Here is a 22,677-nt window from a genome sequence, read left to right as displayed (position 1 = left end):
ATACTCTCCTTTATGCTTCGTATGCGTCATCGATAAATTCAAATCCTTTTGCTTCCAGAGATTTTTTCACCCATTCACGCTTGGATGTACCGTTCTTTGCAGCAGCCAGCTTTGTCTCGTCCGCAGCCTGGAATTTTTTCGCATCCTCCAGAATCTGAGGCGCGTCTTTTCTGGGAATTACGATGATTCCGTCCGGATCCGCCAGGATAATGTCTCCCGGGTTCACGCTGATCTCACCACAGGAAATCGGCACATTCACCTCACCCGGTCCCTCTTTGTATGGGCCGCCCGGTGTAGTTCCCGTAGCGTACACAGGAAAATCCCATTTTCCGATCTCATCAATATCGCGGATCGGACCGTCCAGAATAATTCCTGCCGCCTTCTTCGTATGGTAGAGAAGGGCCATCATAATCTCTCCCATCAGTGCCCTGGTGTTATCGCCCTCATTGGAAACTACCAGTACGTCGCCTTCCTGGGCCATATCAATCGCAGCGTGAAGCGCTAAATTATCTCCGCTTCTTGCTTTTATCGTCAATGCCGGCCCGACCATCATCTGCGCCTTCGGACTGCTCACCAGACGGATTCTTGGGTTCATCGCGCAGCTTCGTTCCATTACATCCGCCACATTTGAAGCCGGAATCTCCTTAAACTGCATCATCACCTCGTGATCCGGCATTTTCCTTTTCAAATAAATTCTCTTACCAACTGCCATACTGTCCACCATACCTTTCTTTTTCAGTTAAATGAATATTCCTGAATTCTTACGGTCTTTTAACGCCTCCTTGCGATTACCGGCTCCCGGAGGCATACGGCCGTTTCCATCTTTTATTCACCGCTTATTTTCTATATCTGAATCATAGCACAGCAGAGAGAACAATTTCAAACAAGGTATTTTTATGTTTTTAACAATATTTCTTTGTTATGTATCTGTTTTAGTGATATACTGAGATAAACGCTGCCGCTCAATGCAGCTTAACAAGAATCTGGAAAAGGAGTGCCGTACATGAACCTGATAAGCCTCTATTATTTTACGGAACTGGCCAAAGAGCTGCATATGACAAACACAGCCCAGAAACTCTATATCACTCAGCAGAATCTGAGCCAGCATATCCAGCGGCTGGAACAATATTATGGCGTGGAGCTTTTTTACCGCAAACCAAAGCTGTCCCTCACCTATGCCGGAGAGCAGCTTCTTCTGGCCGCCGGCAGGATCCTGTCTGAAGAAAATGATTTAAAAAACCGGCTCAGCGATATTTCCCTCCTGGGAGCAGGAAACTTAAAAATTGGAATTCCTTCCTACCGGGGCGAAATCTGCCTGCCGTCCATTCTTCCCCGCTTCCATGAGCTGTGGCCCTACGTATCGATCCAGCTAGTGGATACCTCCTCGGAAGTGATGGAGCAGATGGTGTTTGACGGAGAACTGGATCTTTATATCGGCATCAAGTATACGGCGGATCCCCATCTCGAAATCCTTCCGCTGCTGGATGACAATCTGTTTCTCGTTGTCTCCGACTCGTTGATGGTAAAGCAGCTGGGAGAGGAATGCGGCACAGTGAAACGCCAGTCCGCCGGCGGCGTTAAGCTGAAGGAATTTAAGGACTTTCCCTTCCTGCTGCCAAAGCCGCCGATGCGTCTGCGCAAAATGGTGGACCAATGTTTTCTGGATGCCGGATTCGTGCCGAAGGTGTTTCTGGAATCCAGCACTACGGAGCTTTTAATTTCCCTTTATCCCTATGATTACGGCGCTTTTTTCTGTACGCAGATGAGGCTCCCGCTTCTTGAGGAAAAAGCTCCGGACGCCAATACCTTCCCCCTCATGCTGAACGGAGAGCCTGTAAGGCACCGGCTTGTCCTGGCCTATCATAAGGACAGGTACCTTCCTAAATATATGAAAGATTTCATTGATATAACGAGGGATGTATTTGCCGATCTCTCGGATATCCGTCTGGACAAAAAAGCGGACCGGACATAATGGCAAGTTAAGTCCGGCCCGCAAGGGGGTATGTTAATATGTATTGGCTGTTTAGTTAACTGCTGTATCAGAATGGACCGAATCCGATCTTCGTCGCATAAATCAGGAAGATAAAAGCAACGATCCACCACATAACAAAGAGAGGCAGCAGGTATTTTACCCATTTTCCGTAAGGGGTCTTACACATGGCAAGGGCGGCCAGGATTTCTCCTCCGGTAGGAGCGAGTACGTTGGTAAACGCATCTCCCATCTGGAATGCGAGAACTGCAGTCTGACGGGTAACTCCAAGCATATCGGCAAGCGGCGCCATAATCGGCATCGTAATCGCCGCCTGACCGGAACCGGATGGAACCAGTACATTAAATATATCCTGTACTACGAACATGCCGCAGGCCATCATGGAGGCATGGAGATTATTCAGTGTGCTGGCAAGCGCATGTACAATTGTATCCATGATATTGGCATCCTGAAGAATAACAATCGCCGCATTTGCCAAACCGATCATGATGCAGGGGAACAACATGTTGCCAAAACCTTTTTCAAAGCTATCACAGATCTCACCGGGACGGAGTCCGCCGACTATGCCGGCCAGGATACCAATCGCAAGGAATACTGCCGAAAGCTCATCGATATAGTAACCATTAACAATTACGCCATGTACGGTAAAGATGATTCCCAGAACAAATATAATCAATACAAGTTTCTGGCGCAGGGTCATCTTGGGAATATTATCAATATCAATCACATGCTCATGGGCATGGGCCATATCATACTCATATACAGAGCTTGATTTCGGATTTTTCTTAACTCTGCTGGCATGCCACATAACGTACAGGATACTTACAGTTTCAAGTGTGATAAACAGGACGACCCTGAGCTCGATTCCTGAGAACATCGGAAGCCCCGCAATACTCTGGGCCACGCCGATGGTAAAAGCATTCGTAATCGCTCCGCCGTAACCGGCGCCTGCCGCACAGAAAATGATGCCGACTGCCGTCAGCGAGTCAAAGCCCATAGTAAGACAGCATGCCAGGACCAGCGGAACAAAGGCCAGGAACTCTTCGAAATTTCCGCAGAAGGCGGAACCACAGCCAAAGACGATCATACAAATAGGAATCATCAGAAGCTCTTTTCCCCTTGTCGCCTTAACTACATTCGCCATTCCGGCATTCATGGCACCGGTGGCATCCAGTACTGCAAAGGTGCCGCCTATAATCATCAGGAAAAATATAACATAAGCCGCATTCTGCAATCCCTGTGTTACCGACATCAAAAGTCCAAACAGGGTTACAGGCGTTCTGGCTATATAATGGAAACTGGCAGGATCAACTATCTCTCTGCCGCTGGCCGCATCCAGCACGCGGTCATATGTGCCAGCCGGAACGATATAAGAAGCTATGGCACAAAGCGCGATTATCACAACCAGGAAAATCATTGGATTTACCGCTTTTAGGGCGAGTTTCTTTTTCTCCGCTTCCACTACCCGTCCTTCCGCTTCATTTAGATTTTTATCTTCCCTTTTATCTTCCATACTGCTCTCCTTTCTCATACATAAGATATAAAGCTTTTTTAATTTCCCCTTTATGATTCTTTATTTGAGTTCCTCTAAAATACTGCACAAAAATCCGTATGCTTTTCTGACGGATGGAATGCTTACCATCTCGGAAGGAGAATGGAAATTCCAGCAGTCGGGTCCCAGCGAGATGGCGTCCATGCAGGGCTTGACCTCGAAAAAGCAGCCCACCTCAAGCCCTGCATGGACGGTCAGAACTGTCGGTTCCGAACCGTATTTCTTTTTGTAAACCTCCACCGCAGTTTCACGAAGCGGCGAATTTGCCCGGAAATGCCAGCTTGCGTACTCAACTTCCGTGCTGCACTTTGCTCCCACCAGGGAAGAGAGACGTTGTATTTTCTCATAGATATAGTATTTCAGACTGTCCTGTGCCGACCGTATCTCAAATACCATCCTGAATTCCCTGCTGTCCATATGAAGTTCACCGAGATTGTCGGATGTATCTACAAGCCCGGTCAGCACCTCATTCATCTGGCAGATTCCGTCCGGAGCCAGCAGTAACAGTATGACAATCTTATCCGGGGAAACCTGGGTCCCCGCTAAAGGGATTTCCTCCACGGTAATCTTCAGCGATGATGAAGTCTGCTGCAATTCTTCCCTGTATACGGCCTGCAATTCCTCTGCGAGCTGTACCAGTTTACCGTAGTCTGAGGCAGCCAGGCTTAAGTCCGCTCTCGCTTCCCTTGGGATTGCCAGACGGTAGGTTCCTCCTTTTACAGCGGAAATTCCATATGTAAAGCGTTTTCCGGCCTCCGCCATAAATCGGCCGAGAAGTGAATTGGCATTGCCGTGGCCCCTGTGGATATCCTCACCGGAATGACCGCCCTTAAGGCCTGTTATCATAACGGTATATGTTTTCCAGTCTTGCGGCAGCTTGCGATGTTCAATCGGCAGTCTGATTTCCGCATCCATTCCCCCGCAGCTCCCGCTGAGAATTTCCCTGTCACATGCGTGATCCAGGTTAATCAGATAATCCGCTTTCATCCAGGACACATCAAAGCCAACAGCTCCCGTAAAATCCGATTCCTCCGCCACGGTGAATAAAATCTCCAGTTCCGGATGGCATAAGGTTTTATCCTCCAGGACTGCCATTGCAAAGGCGACTCCAATCCCGTCATCCGCCCCCAGCGTAGTCTGTCCCCCTGTCGATAAATTGTCTCCGTCAATCACCCATGTGATTGGGTCTTTGGAGAAATCGTGGGAACTCCCCTCATTCTTTTCACACACCATGTCTAAATGTGCCTGCAACATGACGGCAGGCGCAGCTTCATATCCCGGCGACGCCGGTTTCCTGATAAAAACATTGTTTACCGGGTCCTGTCTCGCCTCCAGCCCCAAATCAAGCGCCCACTTCAAAATAAAATCACTCAGCGCTTTTTCCCCGCCGCTTGGGTGCGGTATCTGGCAAATCCGATGGAAGTGATAAAAAACCCGTTCATTCAGTAACTCCTCTTTACTGTACCCCATAGAAACTCCTTCCTAAAAATTTAACCGTTTTCTAACCCTCTGCCCACTTTTTATAATCAATGTTTACTTTATAATCATGATTATAAATCCACTTTGTTTATCTGTCAATACTAAATTTTTAATATAATTTTTACACTTACGCAGAATGTTTTAATATTTTATGTTTTTATATTCATTTTTCCCGATGTTTTTCCAATAAGATTCAAAATACTTCCCAATTATTTGTTAAATTGCATTTGTTTTGGTGTATCTTTTGCAGAAAATCAGTCAAAAAAATATACTGCTCACACTCACAACCTTTACCGCCAATCAGCGCAAAAAAGGAGATGCTGTCCCGGATATCCGGTACAGCATGCCGTACCGGCGTCCGGAAGTACATCTCCCGTTCTTATTGCAGTTTTCATTATGTTCTTACTGAAATTCCGGCCTCTTATTGTTTTCCTGCCATCGCAAGTATATATTCAAAAAGCCGGTTAAACTTCTCTTCATGTTCTTCTATATTGAGGCTGTCGCCTTTAAGGTAGGCTTCATAGATGAAATTCTGATGGAGCGCGATGATCAGTTCCAGGGTAATATCGGCTTTCTCTTCTAATACAAAACCTTCCTGAACCATGCTCTCCATCGTGATCTCGTCGCGCTCGCGCATACTGCCCTCCACCAGCATCTTCTTCATACGATCATTCAGCCCCTCCAGCTCCGAGGGGAATAATTCCTGATAATATACCCGGACTACCGTGCCCAGTTTATTGCTGTATCGTCCAAAAAACATGTTATGAAATATCTCAGGATACCGGAACGCAACCCGGTTAAAGCAGTGATAAATCGTTCTGTATCTGTCAACCGACGTCATATTCTGCTTTAAAGACTTACCCAGAAGTACAATATATTCACGCAGGTAGCAAACCGAGCCGAATAGCACGAGATGCTCCAGATCTTCAAAATAATTATAGAGCGTGGCGCTGTTATAGCCGGCCTCACTCGCTATCTTCCGTATCGACAGCCCCTCCACTCCGTCTGATCGGATCAGTTTCTCCGTCGCCTCAATAAAGTAAATCATAATCCGTTTGCGTTTTAACGTTAAAGCCACTTCTCCGTTGCCTGTCTCTATCTCTGTCATACGCCCACTACTCCTTTCCCAGCCTGTCTGTTTTATGTCGGGGATTTCGAATTTTAATCATTGACAAATCAGATTGCCGACTATATAATGAGATCAAACCGCGTAATCATGATTATTTTTTAATCAAGATTCATCCTCCTATACAGTATACCACGTTTCTTTTTTATAATCAATCATCATATTCCGTTTTCGGATATGAATCCTTACGGTCCGGCTCTAAATCGTTTTTGAAAATTGCTTACTGTCAGCTGTGCGTCACACTTTGTGGGAGATTTGGTACGAATAAAGGAGGCGTAGTGGGCTACGCTGACTGAATTTGGGCCAAATATGCCGCGAAGCGGAGTGTGCAGATGTAATATTTTCAAACAGTCCCTGGGCCAAACTGTAATATATATTATTGTTTTTCCTGAACCAGGCACCCGGATTTTCCCATTTCCATTGCAAAACCGGTGTGCAGAAACAATATGCGACAACCAGCATATGGAGGTATGGTTATGTCTAACATCCGTAATTCCGGCACCATCCTGGTTTTCCTCGGTGCCGTATTCTGGAGCCTGAATGCTCCGCTTGTGAAGTTCCTCACGGCAGATCCGCTGCTGATTTGCGGCCTCCGTTCCATTATAGCCGGAATTACACTGATGCCCTTTATCAGATGGAAACGGCTTAACTGGACCCCCTGGATGGTCGTTTATATCAGCTCCTACTGCGCGCTTTGCATCAGCATTATACTGGCGCTTGCGAAAACGTCAGCCGCGATTGCTATCGGGATGCAATACACCGCTACGATCTGGCTGTTCCTCGCCAATCTTATAATTACCAGAAAATTTAATAAAAAAGCATTTTGGCCTGTCTGTGTCATCTTCGCCGGCGTAATCTTCTTTATGTGCTCCGGTACGGACAACAGCAGCAGCTCCGGCAATATGATCGCCCTTCTGGAAGGAATCTTTTTTGCATTCATGAGTGTCGGAGCAAAAAAATCCGCCGGGACCAACCCTCTTGGACTGACTGCGATCGCCAACTTAGTCACCGGTGTATTTGTCTTCACGGCCTTTCCCTCCACAGCGGGCTATATGGGAACGCTGTCTGCAGGCGACTGGACGGTGCTGCTCATTCTCGGTATCATCCAAATTGGGGCCGGATATGGCTTTTACAACCTGGGAATTCAGAAGATTTCAGCTCAAAAGGCCTCCGTCATCGCACTCTGGGAGATGATTCTCGGACCTGTCTGGGTAGCCCTGTTCTTAAAAGAATATCCGACGCCGCTTGTACTTACCGGATTTATTATTATCCTGGCCGGAATGCTGTTAGATTCTAAAATTAACGTGCCGCAGGCCAGGCAGGCTGCTCTATAAAAATATCTTATATAAGCGGATATTTCATGTCAAGAAAATATTTTATTTATATAATTAAAAGGGATTGGCGGCTAAATTTATCATCAGCCGTCAATCCTTTTATTGGTTTCGGTGGCCTGTGCGCGGAGCGTGCAGGTTATCGTTATATCTTATGGTGGTTTTAATCGAAATACGGATAGCACTCTCCCCTGCACCTCCTCCATGGTTCCGGCAGCAATCGTTGCATTGCGGCTGTCCATTGAGACAGGACGGTTATCTCCCAGGTAAAAGAATGTGCCCTCATCGAGCGTTACCGGAAATTTGATCCATTCATCTCCCGGCTGATAGCCATATAACACCTCGGGTTCATGCAGCGGCATCCCGTTCAATGTCACGTGCCCGTAATCATCGACGGATACCGAATCTCCGGCGACGGCTATTACTCTCTTTGCCACAACAGTACCGTTCCCATCGCCATTTCGAATAATGAGAACATCCCCCCGCTCCGGCTTTCTGATACCAAAACGCTGATAAAGCAGAATGTCTCCATGACATAAAGCCGGTCTCATAGAGTTACCGCTCAGAACGGTTACTCCCAGGAAATATTGAAATATGGCGTAAAGTGCTAACAGCCAGAACGCTGCGATATTGATTCCTCCGCGCCATGGTTTGGAGATCCGCTTCCGTGATTTCGCCCGCCTGCCGGTCACCGAAAGCTGCGGTCCCTCATCCCGCAGTTTCCCGGTTTCATTTGCTTCGGACACCTGCTCTGCGCCCTCCGTTTCCCGGGGACTTTCTTCCCTCATTCCCCGGAAGGCATCTTTCGGCAGATCCGTCCCGCCGTCCTCTCCATCCACAGCCCATAGTTTCAGCAGTTCCTCTAAATCTTGTGTCAGCGCCGACGGATCCTCCGGGTCCGATATACTTTGGCCCTTATCCTTCCCGCTCATGTCATCCGGCATCACTTCCCTGTTCCTGCAGCTGCCTTTTTGCCTCATTCTTCAATCTCCGCTCAAGCTTCCACAATATGGCTGCGTACAATACCAGCAGCCCCAGTGTCACGACAACGGATATCGGATGTAACCTGTAATAGCCCTTATAAAAGTAAATCCAGCAGGCCGCCAGGACACAAACTGCCGCCGCCAGCTCCGCAATTACGCTGTATGTTTGGTCTTTCAGGATCTTTTTGACATTGATGTCCTTATATTTCTCCATCCTTACGTCCCTCCTGTCCGCTTAAATCCCGGGTGCCGGCAATAATTTGCCGCAGCCGGAGCAGGAACAGCAGCGTCATCAGAACTGCCAGCCCCCATATAATGACGTTTACACGCTTTGATAACCGGGAATATGCCTCTTGAGCCGCTGTTTCCGCATTTTGAGTGTCTTTTTGTACCAGAATGGAGTCTATATCCCTGCCGTCCTCCTGCTCCTCTGCCCCCGGGGCCTTCCCCGGCAGTTTTGCTCCTGCGTCTTTCATCTGCCCGGTTTCTGCATCTATTGCTCCGGCCGGCCGGGATTTTTCCTCCGTTCCGGACGGTCCCTCACCTATCCCTTGTTCCGGCCCGGATGGTTCTTCCGGATATATCACTTCCGGTATTTCCGCCTGTGCCTCTGACTGTGCAGGGAACTCAGGCTGCGACGGTTTTCCCCCGGAACCTGAGGAACTGCCTCCATTGCCGCCGGAACTCCCATCCGTATATCGTTCAAGTGTTATGCTTACCGTGGTATGGTCCGTAATCTGATAGGGACCATGAACCTGTTCCTTCCATTTCTCCTGTTTTGGGATATATGCCTCATAGCTGAGTGGGGACGGATAGACACGGAATACAATTTCGCCGTTATCGTTGGTCAGATATCTCTTATCTCCGTTGATCTGCGGGCCCTGCCCTGCTTCTTCCGTCGTCCCGGCCTTCCTGACAACGATGTAAATCCTGCTCTGGGGTATCCCCTCCGGTGAGAGAACCCTCACTGTCAGATCGAGCCAGCCGGTATAATCTGTGTCCTGACCGTACTGCTCAATTCCAAAGGTGGTACCGCCCTGCTCCGCCAATGCCTCCATAGGGAACACAATCAAAAAAGCCAGAGCAATAAAGGCCGCGGCCGCCTTTCTTCTAATATATTTCTTCATAACCTTGCTGTCTCCCTTGCCTTCACTACGACTCCACCGTCAGCATAATCTGCATTCCCGCCGTACCTATCTCCCTGTCCGTTTCCATGCTGTACGCCGTAAACGTGGCGATGCAGACATAGACGCCCTGTGGAAGGTCCACATCAAGAGGTTTTGCTTCCAGATATTTCCCCGGCTCAATCAGTCCCGTCTTCAGAATTTCCTGATCCACGTAGTCTCCCGCCCCGGGAGAATCGTCCGTACCTATCACGGTGATCGTCACCGTGAACCCGTACTGATTTCCCTGGATATTTTCAATACGCACGTCTCCTTCCGCTTTTCCGTCGGCAAATACGGGCGTCGGGTTCATGGAGATATTAAGACGGCTCTCCGCCACTTTACGGTTCAACCGATCCTGAATCTCCTCGTCGCTCATGCCGGGAAGGATGCCCAGCTCCGCATCCAGCTCCCGCTGTATTCCGGATACTTCCTCCTCCTGCTTTTCCTGACCTGCTCTGTACGCGGACCATGCCACAACCGCCATTAGGATCAGTACGATGAGCGCATAGAACAGAGGTTTTCCCATTTTCTTTTCTTCCATCTCCGTCCCCCTATTCCGATGTCACCACAATATTCATGGCCGCCTGCCCAATCTCTTCCAGGGTCTCCGGATAGAGAGCATGAAAAACCGCAATACCGTTATATCGGCCTCCTTCCGGCATTTCCATTACATCCCCCGACTCGATGTAAAATCCCTGCTTTATGATTCCGGACTGATATACCTGCTGCATGTCCAAAGTCTCTTCATCCGTATAGATATAGACGTCTGCCTGCAGATAATAATTATTGGCCGGGACATTTTCCAGCATCACGTTAATCTTGCCGTCCCGGATGACCGGAGTGGGGTTCATTGAAATGTTTAAACGGCTTTCATCTATAATACGGTTCAATTCCTTTTGTATCTCCGCCTCGCTCTTGCCGGGCAGAAATCCCTCCAACGCGTTCCTGTCTTCCTCAAATTTACTCTGCTGTGCGGACTGGCTATAAACCCAAAAGGCCAGTCCCCCGGTTGTGGCCAGAAGGACCACGACGGCAAAGAGCAGCAGTATGCTGCCGGTTTTTATGCTTTTCTTCTTTTTCTTCACCCCCGGCATCTGTCTGTTTTGATCCTTTTCGATTATTTCCTCCGATTTCATGCGCTCTCCTGCCTTCCTCTTACGGTACTGCAATGACGTCCGCCTTGTCAGGCCCTGCATAATCCTTATCCATTACCGTTCCTGTTGTGTCGATGCAGCTTACGGTATACACGAGGCGAAACTGCGCCGTCGGGCTGGCCTGATCTACAGGGGTATATCCCGTTGGCACACTGGCCTCTACAAGCAGCGGCATACTGTTATTTGCCGGGTCGGCCTCACCAATCCGCTTATAGCTTTTACTCTGATAATTATAGAAAGATGAATCCTGCAGGGTCAGATCCACCGTAATTTCCTGGGTGGAACCAACCGGCAGGCCGGGCAGAGGAACACCTCCTATGCTTAGCTGAATCTCCTTGTTCGTTGTATCGGGTGTAAAATCCGTTACAAGCGCCCAGTCACTGCCGTCCACTCTTGCTACCTTAAGCCCGGTTACCGCCATGGAGATATTCCTGTCAGGATTCCTGATGGAATAAGACTCACTCGGCACAATAACCGTGTTCGTTCCGTTTTCTTTTGCAACGCACATGGTCAGGTATAACGGGACTTCGAAGGACACGGCCTCGGGCGCCATCTGGCTCACTCCAAGGGACAGCTCCGTCCTTCCGGCCGTACTTCCTGATGCGATCGCCGTAATCTCCATAATGTCAAATGACGCTGCCATCGTCAGCGCCGCCGCGGCCAACATCCAACTCCTCTTTCTCTTGCTCATTCCTGTATCTGACCTCCTCATTAGTCCGGTTCCTTCCCTACAGTACAGCCTCCCGTTATTTCGGGGCCCAGCAGGAGATATTACAGAGTACTCCCTTATTTATGGGGAGTACTCTGTAATATGGGGTTTATGGAGTTGAGAAGCCTGCTGCCGTCTTATCATCGCCGACATAGACGGAACCAAGGGCCTCGCCGGTACCGCTCAAAGCTGCCACGGTATATGTAATCTTAAACTGGGCGGCCGCCTTTTTATCAGTACGAGTATCCGCTTTAATCGTTCCCAGCAATTTTAGCCCCTTCGGATCACCGCTCAGACTTGCTCCGGGTGCGATGGCTTTCGGTTTTCCTGTGTCTACAAAGGCCCCGGACAGGGGTACCTCCTTCACACCGTCTGTCTTGGTTACGGCCGGTATATCACAGCCGCCGATACTAAAAATCATTTGTGTCATTGAATTCAGCGGAGTACCGGTGTCTACAATTTCCCAGTCTCCCAATGCCTGAATCTTCATGGATGTAACGCCGATGTCATAGGAATCAGCGCCGGCGGCTGCCGCGTTTGAAATGTCATATCCGTCCGGCGTAGCCATCGCTGCATCCCCGGATTTTGCCGCCATTGTAACGTAAAGAGGCACTTCAAACTTGACGTTTACCGGGCTTTTCCCCGTCTCCATAATACCGATTGTAGTATGCTCATCTCCTGTCGCGTTGTTCGTTACGGTATTTGCGACCGCCGGGGTCACCGATGCTGCGGAAAGAACTGCCGCCATCACCAATGATGTTAATCTTTTCTTCTTCATACATTTTTCTCCTTCTTTATCTCCGCCAGCAGATATAGCCACCTGTTTTTATCTGTGAATCCGATGGAACCTGCTTCCGGAATTTATTTTTATGTATAAGGCGGTAACGCCTCAATACCGTTATCGCACCCGTCTCCGGGCGCAGAGGCTGCCACAGGCCGCGATATAACGGCTGTGCTCCTGTTGATTTCAGCCTCCGCCTATTGTGATAATCAGGCCCGTCTCCACGCTTCCGACCGTCGTTCCCGTCCCGGGATCAATGGCGTATGCCGTGGCGGTCGCAGGATGCTTTCCTGTTTCAAGGACTTCCTTAAGCTCACCGGTCATCTCCTGACCGCCGGGCCTTAACTCACGGCTCCTGTAAAGCTCCTTCCCGCTGCCGTCCGTGATGACGACCAGCATATAGAAGGTATTTTCCGGGCTGTTTATAATACACAAATCTCCTTCCGCCTCCGGCGAAGTGAAATTCGGCTCGCTGTTAATCTTAAAACGGAAACTGCTCTCCTCCGCTTCCTCCCGGATCTGCTCCAATATTGCCTCCGGATCCGGCGGTATTTCCTTTTCTCCGGCAGGCCGCGCGTTGGTATCCATCTCCATAGCGGCATACTTCCCGGCCGCAGCCCTTTTCCACAGGACCAGACTGAATGTGGCTGCAAACAAAGCAGTTATCAGCAGGGCCATGGAAGCCCCGGCCATCTTTTGCCTGTTTCTTTTATGTCTGCTTGCTCTCATGGCATCTTCCACCTCCTTCTTAAGGCACAGCAGAAGGCACGACGGTAAACCGATATGAAAGCCGGCCCGTCATTCCGTCCGCGCGGGTAGGCTGGATATTCTCAGCATCATAGACTGCATAAAAAGTAAAATTCAGCCCGTGGGTCCGGGATGCCGCCGGCTCCATAATCCCCATATCCAGCGGCGTGGCTGGTGTGATGCCGTCCAATACGTTCCTGGTGGCAAAGTTTCCGATATAATCGGGGTCACTCGGGGCCAGAGGTCCTATAAGCAGTCCCATCTCATTGCCGCTGAGCCCCTCCTGACGGTTCACCAGTGTAATCTCTTTGCCGGATGACGGTGTGGTATCTTCAAAGGACGTAATTTCGACTTTTACTCTCGATTCTCCCCTGTTTGCAATGTAACATACGGGAGCGAGCAGCCTCGGAGCCGGCAGAGGTTCTCCCGGAGCCGCTTTGAGCGCCACCATCTTAACCTTCATCGGCACATCCACATCAATCATCTTGTCACCTACCGGTATCGCAATCTTTACCGTATTATTTAAGTTGTCTTTTGCATAGACCCACACTACCGAATCTTTCGTCAATGCAGTTCCGGGAACTCTAAATGTGTAATTGCCTTCCGTTCCGTCTATCAGGGGCGGATTAGGTATTGCCGTTTCCTGTATCCCGTTCTGATCGGGCGCGGCTGCCATCAGCTCTTCTTTTGCTGCCGCCTCGGCCATTATATTGCCAGCGGCAGGCCCAACTGCCCACGCCCACTGTTTGACACCGTGAGCCGTATAGGACAGATGAGAGGCCGGATCAAGCGGGTCCGGAGGCATCCAGTCAACCGTCATGTCTTTTACTGTGACGCTGAAGCTGTAATCCCCTGTGGCGGGGTCATAGACGACGGTAACATCCGTCCCGGACTGTGACGGTGCAAGGGTGTCCAGGATAACCGTGGCAACATTTCCCATCTCGTCCATGATATGAGCAATATACAAGGTCTCCTGTTTTATGACCAGACCGTCCAGCCGTCCGTCCGCCGCCGTAGTACCAGGTTCTCCGGTAAAAACAATCTCCTGTGCATTTGCCGGCATTGTATCTTTTGTTCCATCCCAGCCGGGATCATGTCTTGTGTACGCCAGAGATTGGACGGGATCTCCCGCCTCATTTCTCGGCATTCCAATCACATAACCGCCTTTTACGGCCACATCGCCGTCATAACGGAAGACAAGGTTCTTTCTGTTTTCAGCCGCATCGGCCGTATCAAGGCCGTCGGGATATTCCACCCGGACCATGGTGGTATGGGTCGCCGGTTTTGCCAGATAAATATACCCTTTGCTGTTTTCGGTCTTTTTCATGATATTGTAATTACTCCGCATATTCTGATACTTGAGCGGATCTGCCTTTGACGGATCTGCAAATTCCAATATGATGTCTCCAGCGGATACTGTTTTTCCGCCGGACAGGGAGAGATCCACTTTAGGACCTGTAATGTCGGCCCTCTCATCGATTTGAAGAGGTATCGTCGGGCCGCCGTCCGGCTTATTAATATGAATATGGCTCTCCAGGGTTCCCCCCGATTTTAACACTCCTACCTTTCCTGCATCTGTTCCTGTCAATTCCAGCTTTGCGTTGACCATATTCAGGATACCGGTTCTTTTGTTTACCCCCGCAAAGGGATCGCTGTCCAGGTTTTCTACCACCAGCAACAGATGAGACGTATCGGCAGCGCTTCCGATCGTAAGCTCCGTAAAGCCCTTAACCGTATTGATTGCCACGGAAGTGGCTGAGGAGGGATCCGGCTTGGTCAGAGTCACCGTCCTGGTCCCTCCGACGTCTTCCTTTAATACTCCCGTTGCCGTGGATTCTACTCCGTAGCCGCTGACGGTTCCAATCCGATCCGAATCCTCCAGTAATGTGGTACTGAGATCTATCGCAATCGACACATTCCCGTTCACGCTGCCGCTGCCCGCACCGCCTCCGTAGACATCCAGTTTTTTTACCTCTTTCATGGAACCGACCGGATCATCCTTTACGTCTATCTCACAGGAACCGACTGAAGCGTTTCCTGCTCCGTAGATCCGAATTGGTCCCCAGGAGCCGGCTCCCGACATTTCTATTCTGACTTTATCTACCGTGGTTCCCGACATTCCCCCGTAAATCTCTAACGCACCGCCATGGCCTCCTGCCGATTCAGTTCCAAAAAAGCCTCCGCGCACCTCCAGGCTGGCCGTCTTTGTCACATTTCCCTTACCGCCCGGAGTGATCAGATTTCTGACTTTTGCCATGTCGCCTGAACCTGTGGCCGGTAAGATTACACTGGTGCTTCCGTCGACTGCGGCAGATGCCTGGCTCCCGCCTCCATAAACAGAGTCAAAAGTACCGCTCATTATTTTAAGGCTGGTATCACCAACAATAGCCGTCTTACCGCCCCCATAGAGGTCGGGATATTTTCCGCTGAATGGTACAATTTCAGTCTCAGGCCCGATTGTAAGATCATAGCCGCCGGCCAGTATATCTGCCGCCGCAGTGAAGGTGATCCTGATCTTAGTCAGCTCAGTGTTTGCCCCGCATTCCAGATCCTCACCCAGTCTGACGTTCCGTTTAACCGTCTGGCCAACTATTTCTCCGGGCAGTATGGGATCACTGGCCAAGAGCTCAAAAGTGCTGGTAAACGTAATTTTAGTCGCAGAGCTTCCGCTCTTCTTAATCGCATCCAGCTCTTTTGCCGTCAGGCGGTAGCCTTCTTTTCTGAATGCCAGTTCATATGAGTTTCCGGTGCTGACGGTTCCCAGAGCATCTGCGACCGATTCATAATAAGAATGCTGCCCTCCGTTGACTGAGAGCGATACCGGGTACCCTAGGCCCACGGTCCCGTCGTCCGTGTCGGCCATCAAACCACCCTGAATCGTGCTGCCTGCTTCGATTCCCTCGGTAGTAGCCCGATCCTTCCGGGTAAATCTTAACAGGATATCATTAATCTGAGCCTGATCCGTTCCCGAATACCCCAGCAGGATCGCAGCTCCATGCTTGACGTCCAGCGGAAGATTTACATCATCCAGAACCAGGGGCGTCGTAACAAGGCCCGAACCGGTCCGCTTCAGCAGCAGTTCCGCGGTTCCCGTTATTATCCCAAGAGACCCAACGCGGTTGTCCGCCTCAAGGAATCTCAGAATGGAGCCTGACCCCAGTTCCAGCTTTCCCTGATAATCCATGGTATCCGACTGACGGTAGTTCAGTTTGCCGCTTACGGTCACCTCTGCATTCTGTGCAATGTTTACCTGATCAAAATTATAGATATTGTCGATTGCAAGTTCACTGACGGCATTGCCGACCGTCAATTCCGCTTTTCCTGTCGGCTTGCTGTTGTCGCCTTTCATGCCTCCGTAAAGTGACTTTATGGTGCCTCCTGTAACATTGACACTGGCATTGGCCACTTTCCTATCCCGTCCTCCGCCATACACATTTTCAAAGAGTCCGGAACGGATGGTAATGCTGGCATCGCCGGATAGATCCGTCAGATTGCTGCCGCCAAAAACCCCGGTAAAAGGGTTGTTATCCACAAATGTCACATTCTCGCCAAAGGTCACCGGCGTGCCGTTTGCATAGAAATATTTTGCCTCATCAACACGGAAAGCGATATCCTTAAATACAACCCCCTTTGCCGCTACCGGCAAGTTCATTGCGGGGCTGCCGTTCCGGATCCTAAGCCTTCTCGGCGTGCCGTCCAGGGCTGTGTCAGAAGTGAGCGTGATTATGCCCTGGTATCCGTTCAGCTCTGCCCATGCATCCCGATCCTCCTTCGTCAGCGCATAGTCCGTCATCAGCTTTACCGTGACGTCCGGATCGCCGCTTAGCGACGTAATAAAATCAATCGCCTCCTTATGGGTGGAAAAATCTCTTATGTCACCATTGGCCTCATTCGTAATCCGGATGGGTTTCTCATCTGTAAGGATAATTTCCCCCGTCTGCCTGTTGGCCTTAAGATTAAATATCTTAGTGCCGGAGCCCTGGACCGCATTATCGATTCTGCTCTCAAAATGGGTCGCATCGGCATTGGCCGGCTCCTTAAACTTAACTATGACATCCCCCGCTTTGAATGGACGGGAAGTTGCGTCCTTATTTTTCTGCAGCGCTTCAAATTTTTGTACACTGGTGGAAGCGGAGCCATTCTGATCCAGATCATCCAGAATCAATGGCCCGTTTCTCGTAGTCATACGGTTGTCGATTATGAGCATCGGGTTGTCCGAATTTACATCTCTGTTTTGATGGTTATAAAGATAGAGCGTATTGTTGAGTCCGGCGACTTCAAGGTCCCTCACGTTTGACACAAGAGGCTTCCCCTCCTCCGTCCAGCTGACCAGCTTAAGCTGGGAATTATCCTTCTCAAAACTCAGGCTCCCGCTAAGCTTCAGCCGGCTCGACCACAGCTCCGAGTTCTTTCGCATATTTATGGATGCGCCGTCGATTCCTGTCGGTGCATTGAAACCGCGGTTATATCCCACAAAGCTCTCTCTGGTATTCTCATCGACATTTAAAACCAGCCCGCTCCCTGCGAGAGCGCCGCCAAATTGTACCCTGTTTCTGGTAGTAATATATACATCTGAGGTATCCGGCCTTTGTCTGCTTACGATTTCCGGGGGCAGCTTCACTTCATCGAAGAACAAGCGGTTGCTGAGTTCCAAAAAGTCCGTAGTTCCGGGCGGAAGCTTAAAATTAATACTGATTAAGCTAAGGGAGGTTCCCGCTGATTTCGCTCCCAGCGACAGCCGATTTCCATCCGTAACGATGGTTCCGTTCCGCAAGGACGTAGACAGTCCGCTCCTAAACTCGATATCTTCTGTAAGAGTCAATGTCTTATCATTAATGACTATCATAAAACTGCTCAGGCCGCTGCCGTTCATCCCCGGACGCACGACCTCTAATACATTGCCGGCCGCACCGGTTCCGCCAAGGGTGTCGTTTTTACCCATTTCAATCTGGACATTGTACAATTTCTTATATGCCGGGTCGCTGGTAAGCCGTTTTATCACCTGGCCGGCCGTTGTCCCGCCGGAAGCTTTCGGATCCAGGTCGACTGCATTCCCATACTTTACCGGTGCAATCGTGTTTAACAGGTAGGAGATAACATGGGTAGCCGCCTCAGTGGCCCGGATGTTTCTCACTGTCGTGATCTCGTTTCCCCCCTCATCCTCCGACGCAAGAAGAATCTGATACGACTGGTCTTCCTGCAGCGGCGGGTATTCCGTTACCGTAACTGCTGCGGCCCTGCGGGAACGCATGCCGGCAGGCTGTTCCGGAACCGCATCGGACATAGTCGCCGGCCGGGGAACGTCGTCCGGCAGCGCGTTCTGAGGATTTCCGGTAGTATAAAGTGACGACATGTCTTTGATACGGACTTCTGCATGCTCGATGGGCTCGTCCTTTTCATCCCTTACGACAACTCCCTCCAGGGGATCGTAATCCGTCGTATTGGCACGGACTTCTAAATCAGGAGCATAGATATAATATCCGTCTTTAATCTCCACCCGGCGTTTGCAGGTGAACTCCTCTTTGCTCACCGGATGGTCGGCAGCCAATACCACGCTGTATACTCCCTGCTTCAGCTTCGCGTTCTCCTGCCCTGTCTCTTCATCCGTAACGGTTACTCTGGCTGCATCCAGCTCACTGTCGTCTTTTACCTTCACCGGGACCGTCTGGCCATCTTCACTGACTGCGCGCACTCCGGAGAGCAGATCAAAGCCCGTATTTCTTGTCCCCACAAACAGGGTGGGGGCGTCGAACAGGATTTGTTCCCCTGCTTCTATCGTCACATAACGGACGTCGGTTACCGGATTCCCCGTTTCCGGATTTGTGGCCGTCAGCCTGACAGGGTAAGTGCCGGGGAGCAGGAAGACCTCCGCCTTACCGTCCTCATTTTCCTGAATCTTTACGGCAGCTTGTAAACCTGTGTCGTCTTTAATCGATACCTCTATATCAGGCTGCCGCTCCCCTTTAATGTCTGTTACATAAGCATCTTCTGTCAGCAGGTCTTCGCCTGTTAAGACTAATTCGTACTTACGGTTTTTCCTCTTCTTATCTGTTTCTCCATGGGAGCTTTCGTCTTTGATTTCGTCTGCATCGCATGCAGTCGCCACGCTGGGAGTTGCAGCGTTTTCCTCCTTTGATACCAACGCAAAATTTGAGGTATAATTATGGGATTGTATGAACGAATTCGTGATCTCGCCAAATTAAAAGGATACTCGGTTAACCGATTGGAACAGGAATTAGGATTTGCCAGAAGCTCGATCAGTAAATTTAATAAGAATAAGCCAAGTGTGGATAAGCTCCGGAAGATATCTGATTTTTTAGATACCACCATGGAAAACCTGATGGGTACGGAATCTGCTGAAAATGATCAGCAGGGGTCTGATTCTCTTTATACAGCCGCACAACTGTATTCCGGCAGTTCAAGTGCGGCCCGATTATTTGAGTCGGAAGAAATGATTAATAAATATCGGGAATCCGGTACACGTGATATAAAAATTTATCTGGATTTTATTTTGGCCCAGCTGACTGCCGGAGGAACGGAGCCTGCATTTTACGACGGAGAGGCTCTCTATCCGGAAACTGCCAAGCTGTTCAGGGAGGATTTGCTGATTGCCATTGAACGGCTTAAGATTATAAACAAAGCTAAAAGCATCTGTGAATTAAAAAAAGATTAGAAGGAAAGAAACGGTGCCGCATACCGGCTGCCGCTTCTTTCCTTCTGATCTTTTTTGCTCTCTGTTTATCTTCAATGCATCTGAAACTTTTGCTTATCGCTCAGGTATTGCAGGTTTTATTGAATACTGCTACCGATGCCTCTGGATCCACTTTACAATTTCCACCGCCGGTATAATTAAAAATGCCAGCAAAAGCGCCGTAATATATTCCATCAGTGAAATATGCTCAAAGCCGAATGCCCTGGAAAGAAACGGCACATAAATGACAAGTGTGGTCAGCACCAGCGAGAACAGCATGGCGCCCCACAAAACCTTATTATGACCTTTCAGGCTGAACACCGATTTCCTCTGTGAGCGCATATTGAAGGAATGGAAAATTTCCGTCATGGACATGGTCAGAAAGGCCATCGTAATGCCATCGGCACTGGGCGCAATCTCCCATATCCCGGACTCGATCCGGTGGCCGATAAAATAGGCTGCCAGTGTAAGCGCCGAAATCAGGATTCCCTGGTAAATTACGTCCGTCCCCAGGCCGCCGGAAAATATTCCGTCCTTTGCCTCTCTCGGCTTCCGTTCCATAATATCATCCTCCGCCTCCTCCATTCCCAGAGCCAGGGCCGGAAAGCAGTCTGTAATCAGGTTAATCCACAGCAGATGCACCGGTTTTAAAATGACAAAGCCGAGAAGTGTGGCCACAAAGACACTGAGGACTTCGCTCAGATTCGAGGCCAGCAGAAACTGGATGGCTTTGCGGATATTATCGTATATCCTCCGCCCTTCCCTGACAGCCGCCACGATGGTGGCAAAATTGTCGTCTGCGAGAACCATATCGGCAACATTTTTCGTTACATCCGTACCTGTGATACCCATACCGACACCGATATCGGCATTTTTAATGGAAGGAGCGTCGTTGACTCCGTCCCCCGTCATAGCAGTAACCATTCCCTTTTCCTGCCAGCCCTGTACGATACGGACCTTGTGTTCGGGCTGAACTCTGGCATAGACGGAAAAATTCTCTATCTTATCGGAAAACTGAGCCTCACTCATTTCATCCAGCTCCGCTCCCGTTACCGCCTGGTCTGGGGATGTGATGATTCCAAGCTCCATGGCTATGGCGGCAGCCGTATCCCGGTGATCACCGGTGATCATGACCGGCCTGATTCCGGCCTGACGGCATTCCTGGATTGCCGCCTTAACTTCCGGCCTTACCGGATCAATCATTCCGGTGAGACCGATAAAAACAAGCCCGCGTTCCAGGGCCGCCGGGGAGGTATCCTCCGGTTTCAGCTCCGTCTCTTTAAAAGCTCCTGCGAGTACCCGGAGCGCTTTATCTGCCATTTTCTTGTTTTCCGACTCAATCCGTTCTCTGTCTTCCTTCGTCATAGGACGGACTGCCCCGTTTTCCCAGATAGAGGTACAGCATTTTAATACTTCGTCCGGCGCACCTTTCGTATACTGGATAAACCGGCCTTTTGCATTACGATGGACGGTCGACATCATTTTTCTTACGGAATCAAACGGCGCCTCTCCCACCCTGGGCATTCTGCTTTGCAGCTCTTTTTGGGAAATCCCAAGGGATGACGCATAATTGACAAGGGCTGCCTCCGTCGGTTCTCCGACGGCTTCCTCCCCCTCCTGCGCTTCGGCATCATTGCAGAGCGCCATAGCTTCGGCCAGAAGTGTTTCATCACTTCCCGCAAATTCCGTTACCGTCATTTTATTCTGCGTCAGTGTGCCTGTTTTATCAGAGCAGACCACCTGGGCGCAGCCAAGCGTTTCCACTGCCGTCAGCTTCCGGATGATCGCTTTTTTCTTCGACATATTGGTAACGCCGATCGCAAGCACGATTGTGACTACAGTTGCAAGCCCCTCCGGAATTGCAGCCACTGCAAGACTGACAGCCACCATAAATGTATCTATCAAAACCTCAGTATGAAAATCTCCGGCCCGGACCAGACTGAATATGAAGATGAACACACAGATGCCCAGAACCAGCACACTGAGCGTTTTACTGAGCTGTGTCAGCTTCTTCTGGAGCGGAGTCTGGTTTTCTTTGGCCCTGGCAAGTGCGTCTGCTATTTTTCCCATCTCCGTATCCATGCCGGCGGCCGTCACAACAGCCGTTCCTCTTCCGTAGACTACCGTGCCTCCCATATAGACCATGTTTTTTCTGTCGCCCAGCGGAATCTCTTTTGCCTTATTATCCCCGGCCCTTGCGCTGCTGCCCGGAGCTTCGCTCTGTTTTTCGACCGGAACAGACTCGCCGGTCAGAGCCGCTTCCTCAATCTTCAGGGATGCGCACTCCAGTATGCGTCCGTCGGCCGGTACCGCATCGCCGGCCTCCAGAAGTATCACATCTCCCACCACCAGCTCTTCACTCTTGATGCTCTGCATCTTTCCGTCCCTGTACACCTTGGAAACGGCCGCCGACATCTTTTGCAGCGCTTCTATGGCTTTTTCTGCCTTACTCTCCTGATACACTCCCAGTACGGCATTTATCACCACCACAGCCAGGATAATTATCACATCCGCAAATGATTCCCCTGCATAAAATGCAGTAATTCCCGATACCAGCGCTGCGGCCAGAAGTACAATAATCATCGGGTCCTTAAGCTGCTTTGCAAAGCGCAGAAGCAAAGACTCCCGCTCCGGTTCCGCCAGCTTATTGGGACCGTTTTTTTCCAGCCGGATTTCAGCCTCCCTGCTCTCAAGTCCGTGAAGGGTGCTGCCTGTCTCTTTGAGCGCCTCCCCGGCGTCTTCCATGTAAAACTTTATCATTGACCTGCCTCCTTACCATTACGATCCCACCGGTCGGCTGCCGCCCGGCCGAATCGCAACTTCTTTCCTTTTATCTGCACTTCACACGCTCAGGATCCGCAGCGCCGGCACAGTATCCGTTATTGGGTTATTATGCCGGATCCATACAATGATTATGCCCCGCAATGCAAATTGTTGGTAACAGTTCAGCCATGATGTATTCCGCGAG

The 22,677-nt window shown here is 50.1% G+C and carries 18 protein-coding genes; 3 read left to right on the top strand and 15 right to left on the bottom strand.

Annotated elements, in window-relative coordinates; genetic code table 11:
• Positions 1-10 precede the first annotated feature (10 nt).
• Entirely contained in the window at positions 11-712 is a 702-nt protein-coding gene (locus CLOSYM_RS05825; protein WP_003501231.1) for an RraA family protein, read from the bottom strand.
• Between the two features lie 291 nt (positions 713-1,003).
• On the opposite strand from CLOSYM_RS05825, the gene CLOSYM_RS05820 reads away from it, so the two are divergent.
• Positions 1,004-1,972, top strand: a complete 969-nt coding sequence (locus CLOSYM_RS05820; protein ID WP_021641346.1) for a LysR family transcriptional regulator — start codon at positions 1,004-1,006, stop codon at positions 1,970-1,972.
• Positions 1,973-2,039: 67 nt separating this feature from the next.
• On the opposite strand, the gene CLOSYM_RS05815 is transcribed toward CLOSYM_RS05820, so the two are convergent.
• The 4 genes from CLOSYM_RS05815 to CLOSYM_RS23995 all read right to left on the bottom strand — a co-directional run bounded on the left by CLOSYM_RS05815 (position 2,040) and on the right by CLOSYM_RS23995 (position 6,548).
• Entirely contained in the window at positions 2,040-3,503 is a 1,464-nt protein-coding gene (locus CLOSYM_RS05815; protein ID WP_003501228.1) for a YfcC family protein, read from the bottom strand.
• 60 nt (positions 3,504-3,563) lie between these two features.
• Positions 3,564-5,012, bottom strand: a complete 1,449-nt coding sequence (locus CLOSYM_RS05810) for an aminoacyl-histidine dipeptidase (RefSeq protein ID WP_021641344.1) — start codon at positions 5,010-5,012, stop codon at positions 3,564-3,566.
• Positions 5,013-5,442: 430 nt separating this feature from the next.
• Positions 5,443-6,129 (bottom strand): TetR/AcrR family transcriptional regulator, encoded by a 687-nt coding sequence (locus CLOSYM_RS05805; RefSeq protein ID WP_021641342.1) that lies wholly within the window; start codon positions 6,127-6,129, stop codon positions 5,443-5,445.
• A gap of 203 nt (positions 6,130-6,332) precedes the next feature.
• Positions 6,333-6,548, bottom strand: coding sequence for a DUF6783 domain-containing protein (locus CLOSYM_RS23995; RefSeq protein WP_334291427.1), 216 nt, complete (start codon positions 6,546-6,548; stop codon positions 6,333-6,335).
• 75 nt (positions 6,549-6,623) lie between these two features.
• On the opposite strand from CLOSYM_RS23995, the gene CLOSYM_RS05800 reads away from it, so the two are divergent.
• Positions 6,624-7,481 carry a DMT family transporter gene (locus CLOSYM_RS05800; protein WP_044902172.1) on the top strand — a complete coding sequence of 286 codons (858 nt, stop codon included), beginning with the start codon at positions 6,624-6,626 and terminating at the stop codon, positions 7,479-7,481.
• A gap of 149 nt (positions 7,482-7,630) precedes the next feature.
• Here CLOSYM_RS05800 and lepB read toward each other — a convergent pair whose 3' ends face one another.
• The 9 genes from lepB to CLOSYM_RS05755 all read right to left on the bottom strand — a co-directional run bounded on the left by lepB (position 7,631) and on the right by CLOSYM_RS05755 (position 19,160).
• The gene (gene lepB / locus CLOSYM_RS21960) at positions 7,631-8,458 is read right to left on the bottom strand and encodes a signal peptidase I (protein WP_049943573.1); all 828 of its coding nucleotides are present in this window, start codon (positions 8,456-8,458) and stop codon (positions 7,631-7,633) included.
• Positions 8,412-8,675 carry a hypothetical protein gene (locus tag CLOSYM_RS05790; protein ID WP_003510325.1) on the bottom strand — a complete coding sequence of 88 codons (264 nt, stop codon included), beginning with the start codon at positions 8,673-8,675 and terminating at the stop codon, positions 8,412-8,414. The genes lepB and CLOSYM_RS05790 overlap by 47 nt, the downstream gene beginning before the upstream one ends.
• Positions 8,662-9,588, bottom strand: a complete 927-nt coding sequence (locus CLOSYM_RS05785) for a hypothetical protein (protein WP_021641338.1) — start codon at positions 9,586-9,588, stop codon at positions 8,662-8,664. The genes CLOSYM_RS05790 and CLOSYM_RS05785 overlap by 14 nt, the downstream gene beginning before the upstream one ends.
• A 25-nt stretch (positions 9,589-9,613) precedes the next feature.
• Positions 9,614-10,168: a hypothetical protein gene (locus CLOSYM_RS05780; RefSeq protein WP_009298336.1), complete on the bottom strand. Its 555-nt coding sequence runs from the start codon at positions 10,166-10,168 to the stop codon at positions 9,614-9,616.
• 10 nt (positions 10,169-10,178) lie between these two features.
• On the bottom strand, positions 10,179-10,763 hold the full coding sequence (locus tag CLOSYM_RS05775; protein ID WP_021641337.1) for a hypothetical protein: 585 nt from the start codon (positions 10,761-10,763) through the stop codon (positions 10,179-10,181).
• A gap of 19 nt (positions 10,764-10,782) precedes the next feature.
• The gene (locus CLOSYM_RS05770) at positions 10,783-11,472 is read right to left on the bottom strand and encodes a hypothetical protein (RefSeq protein ID WP_021641336.1); all 690 of its coding nucleotides are present in this window, start codon (positions 11,470-11,472) and stop codon (positions 10,783-10,785) included.
• A gap of 127 nt (positions 11,473-11,599) precedes the next feature.
• Positions 11,600-12,268, bottom strand: coding sequence for a hypothetical protein (locus CLOSYM_RS05765; protein WP_044902171.1), 669 nt, complete (start codon positions 12,266-12,268; stop codon positions 11,600-11,602).
• 189 nt (positions 12,269-12,457) lie between these two features.
• Complete coding sequence (locus tag CLOSYM_RS05760; protein ID WP_021641334.1) at positions 12,458-13,000, bottom strand: hypothetical protein; 543 nt, start codon at positions 12,998-13,000, stop codon at positions 12,458-12,460.
• A gap of 19 nt (positions 13,001-13,019) precedes the next feature.
• Positions 13,020-19,160, bottom strand: coding sequence for a hypothetical protein (locus CLOSYM_RS05755; protein WP_021641333.1), 6,141 nt, complete (start codon positions 19,158-19,160; stop codon positions 13,020-13,022).
• A gap of 21 nt (positions 19,161-19,181) precedes the next feature.
• On the opposite strand from CLOSYM_RS05755, the gene CLOSYM_RS05750 reads away from it, so the two are divergent.
• Entirely contained in the window at positions 19,182-19,691 is a 510-nt protein-coding gene (locus CLOSYM_RS05750) for a helix-turn-helix domain-containing protein (protein ID WP_003510304.1), read from the top strand.
• Positions 19,692-19,820: 129 nt separating this feature from the next.
• On the opposite strand, the gene CLOSYM_RS05745 is transcribed toward CLOSYM_RS05750, so the two are convergent.
• Entirely contained in the window at positions 19,821-22,469 is a 2,649-nt protein-coding gene (locus tag CLOSYM_RS05745) for a cation-translocating P-type ATPase (protein ID WP_021641332.1), read from the bottom strand.
• Between the last annotated feature and the right edge of the window lie 208 nt (positions 22,470-22,677).

The sequence above is a fragment of the [Clostridium] symbiosum ATCC 14940 genome (genome assembly GCF_000466485.1).
Taxonomy (GTDB): domain Bacteria; phylum Bacillota; class Clostridia; order Lachnospirales; family Lachnospiraceae; genus Otoolea; species Otoolea symbiosa.
The sequence above is the reverse complement of the archived record's forward strand: the minus strand, read 5'-3'. Positions and strand labels throughout refer to the sequence as shown.

Coding starts and splice junctions, on each gene's coding strand:
- CLOSYM_RS05810 (WP_021641344.1), bottom strand. CDS start 5,012: ATGGGGTACAGTAAAGAGGAGTTACTGAATGAACGGGTTTTTTATCAC.
- CLOSYM_RS05760 (WP_021641334.1), bottom strand. CDS start 13,000: ATGAGAGCAAGCAGACATAAAAGAAACAGGCAAAAGATGGCCGGGGCT.
- CLOSYM_RS05790 (WP_003510325.1), bottom strand. CDS start 8,675: ATGGAGAAATATAAGGACATCAATGTCAAAAAGATCCTGAAAGACCAA.
- CLOSYM_RS05780 (WP_009298336.1), bottom strand. CDS start 10,168: ATGGAAGAAAAGAAAATGGGAAAACCTCTGTTCTATGCGCTCATCGTA.
- CLOSYM_RS05800 (WP_044902172.1), top strand. CDS start 6,624: ATGTCTAACATCCGTAATTCCGGCACCATCCTGGTTTTCCTCGGTGCC.
- CLOSYM_RS05750 (WP_003510304.1), top strand. CDS start 19,182: ATGGGATTGTATGAACGAATTCGTGATCTCGCCAAATTAAAAGGATAC.
- CLOSYM_RS05745 (WP_021641332.1), bottom strand. CDS start 22,469: ATGATAAAGTTTTACATGGAAGACGCCGGGGAGGCGCTCAAAGAGACA.
- CLOSYM_RS05820 (WP_021641346.1), top strand. CDS start 1,004: ATGAACCTGATAAGCCTCTATTATTTTACGGAACTGGCCAAAGAGCTG.
- CLOSYM_RS05770 (WP_021641336.1), bottom strand. CDS start 11,472: ATGAGCAAGAGAAAGAGGAGTTGGATGTTGGCCGCGGCGGCGCTGACG.
- CLOSYM_RS05775 (WP_021641337.1), bottom strand. CDS start 10,763: ATGAAATCGGAGGAAATAATCGAAAAGGATCAAAACAGACAGATGCCG.
- CLOSYM_RS05785 (WP_021641338.1), bottom strand. CDS start 9,588: ATGAAGAAATATATTAGAAGAAAGGCGGCCGCGGCCTTTATTGCTCTG.
- CLOSYM_RS05815 (WP_003501228.1), bottom strand. CDS start 3,503: ATGGAAGATAAAAGGGAAGATAAAAATCTAAATGAAGCGGAAGGACGG.
- CLOSYM_RS05805 (WP_021641342.1), bottom strand. CDS start 6,129: ATGACAGAGATAGAGACAGGCAACGGAGAAGTGGCTTTAACGTTAAAA.
- lepB (WP_049943573.1), bottom strand. CDS start 8,458: ATGAGGCAAAAAGGCAGCTGCAGGAACAGGGAAGTGATGCCGGATGAC.
- CLOSYM_RS05765 (WP_044902171.1), bottom strand. CDS start 12,268: ATGAAGAAGAAAAGATTAACATCATTGGTGATGGCGGCAGTTCTTTCC.
- CLOSYM_RS05825 (WP_003501231.1), bottom strand. CDS start 712: ATGGCAGTTGGTAAGAGAATTTATTTGAAAAGGAAAATGCCGGATCAC.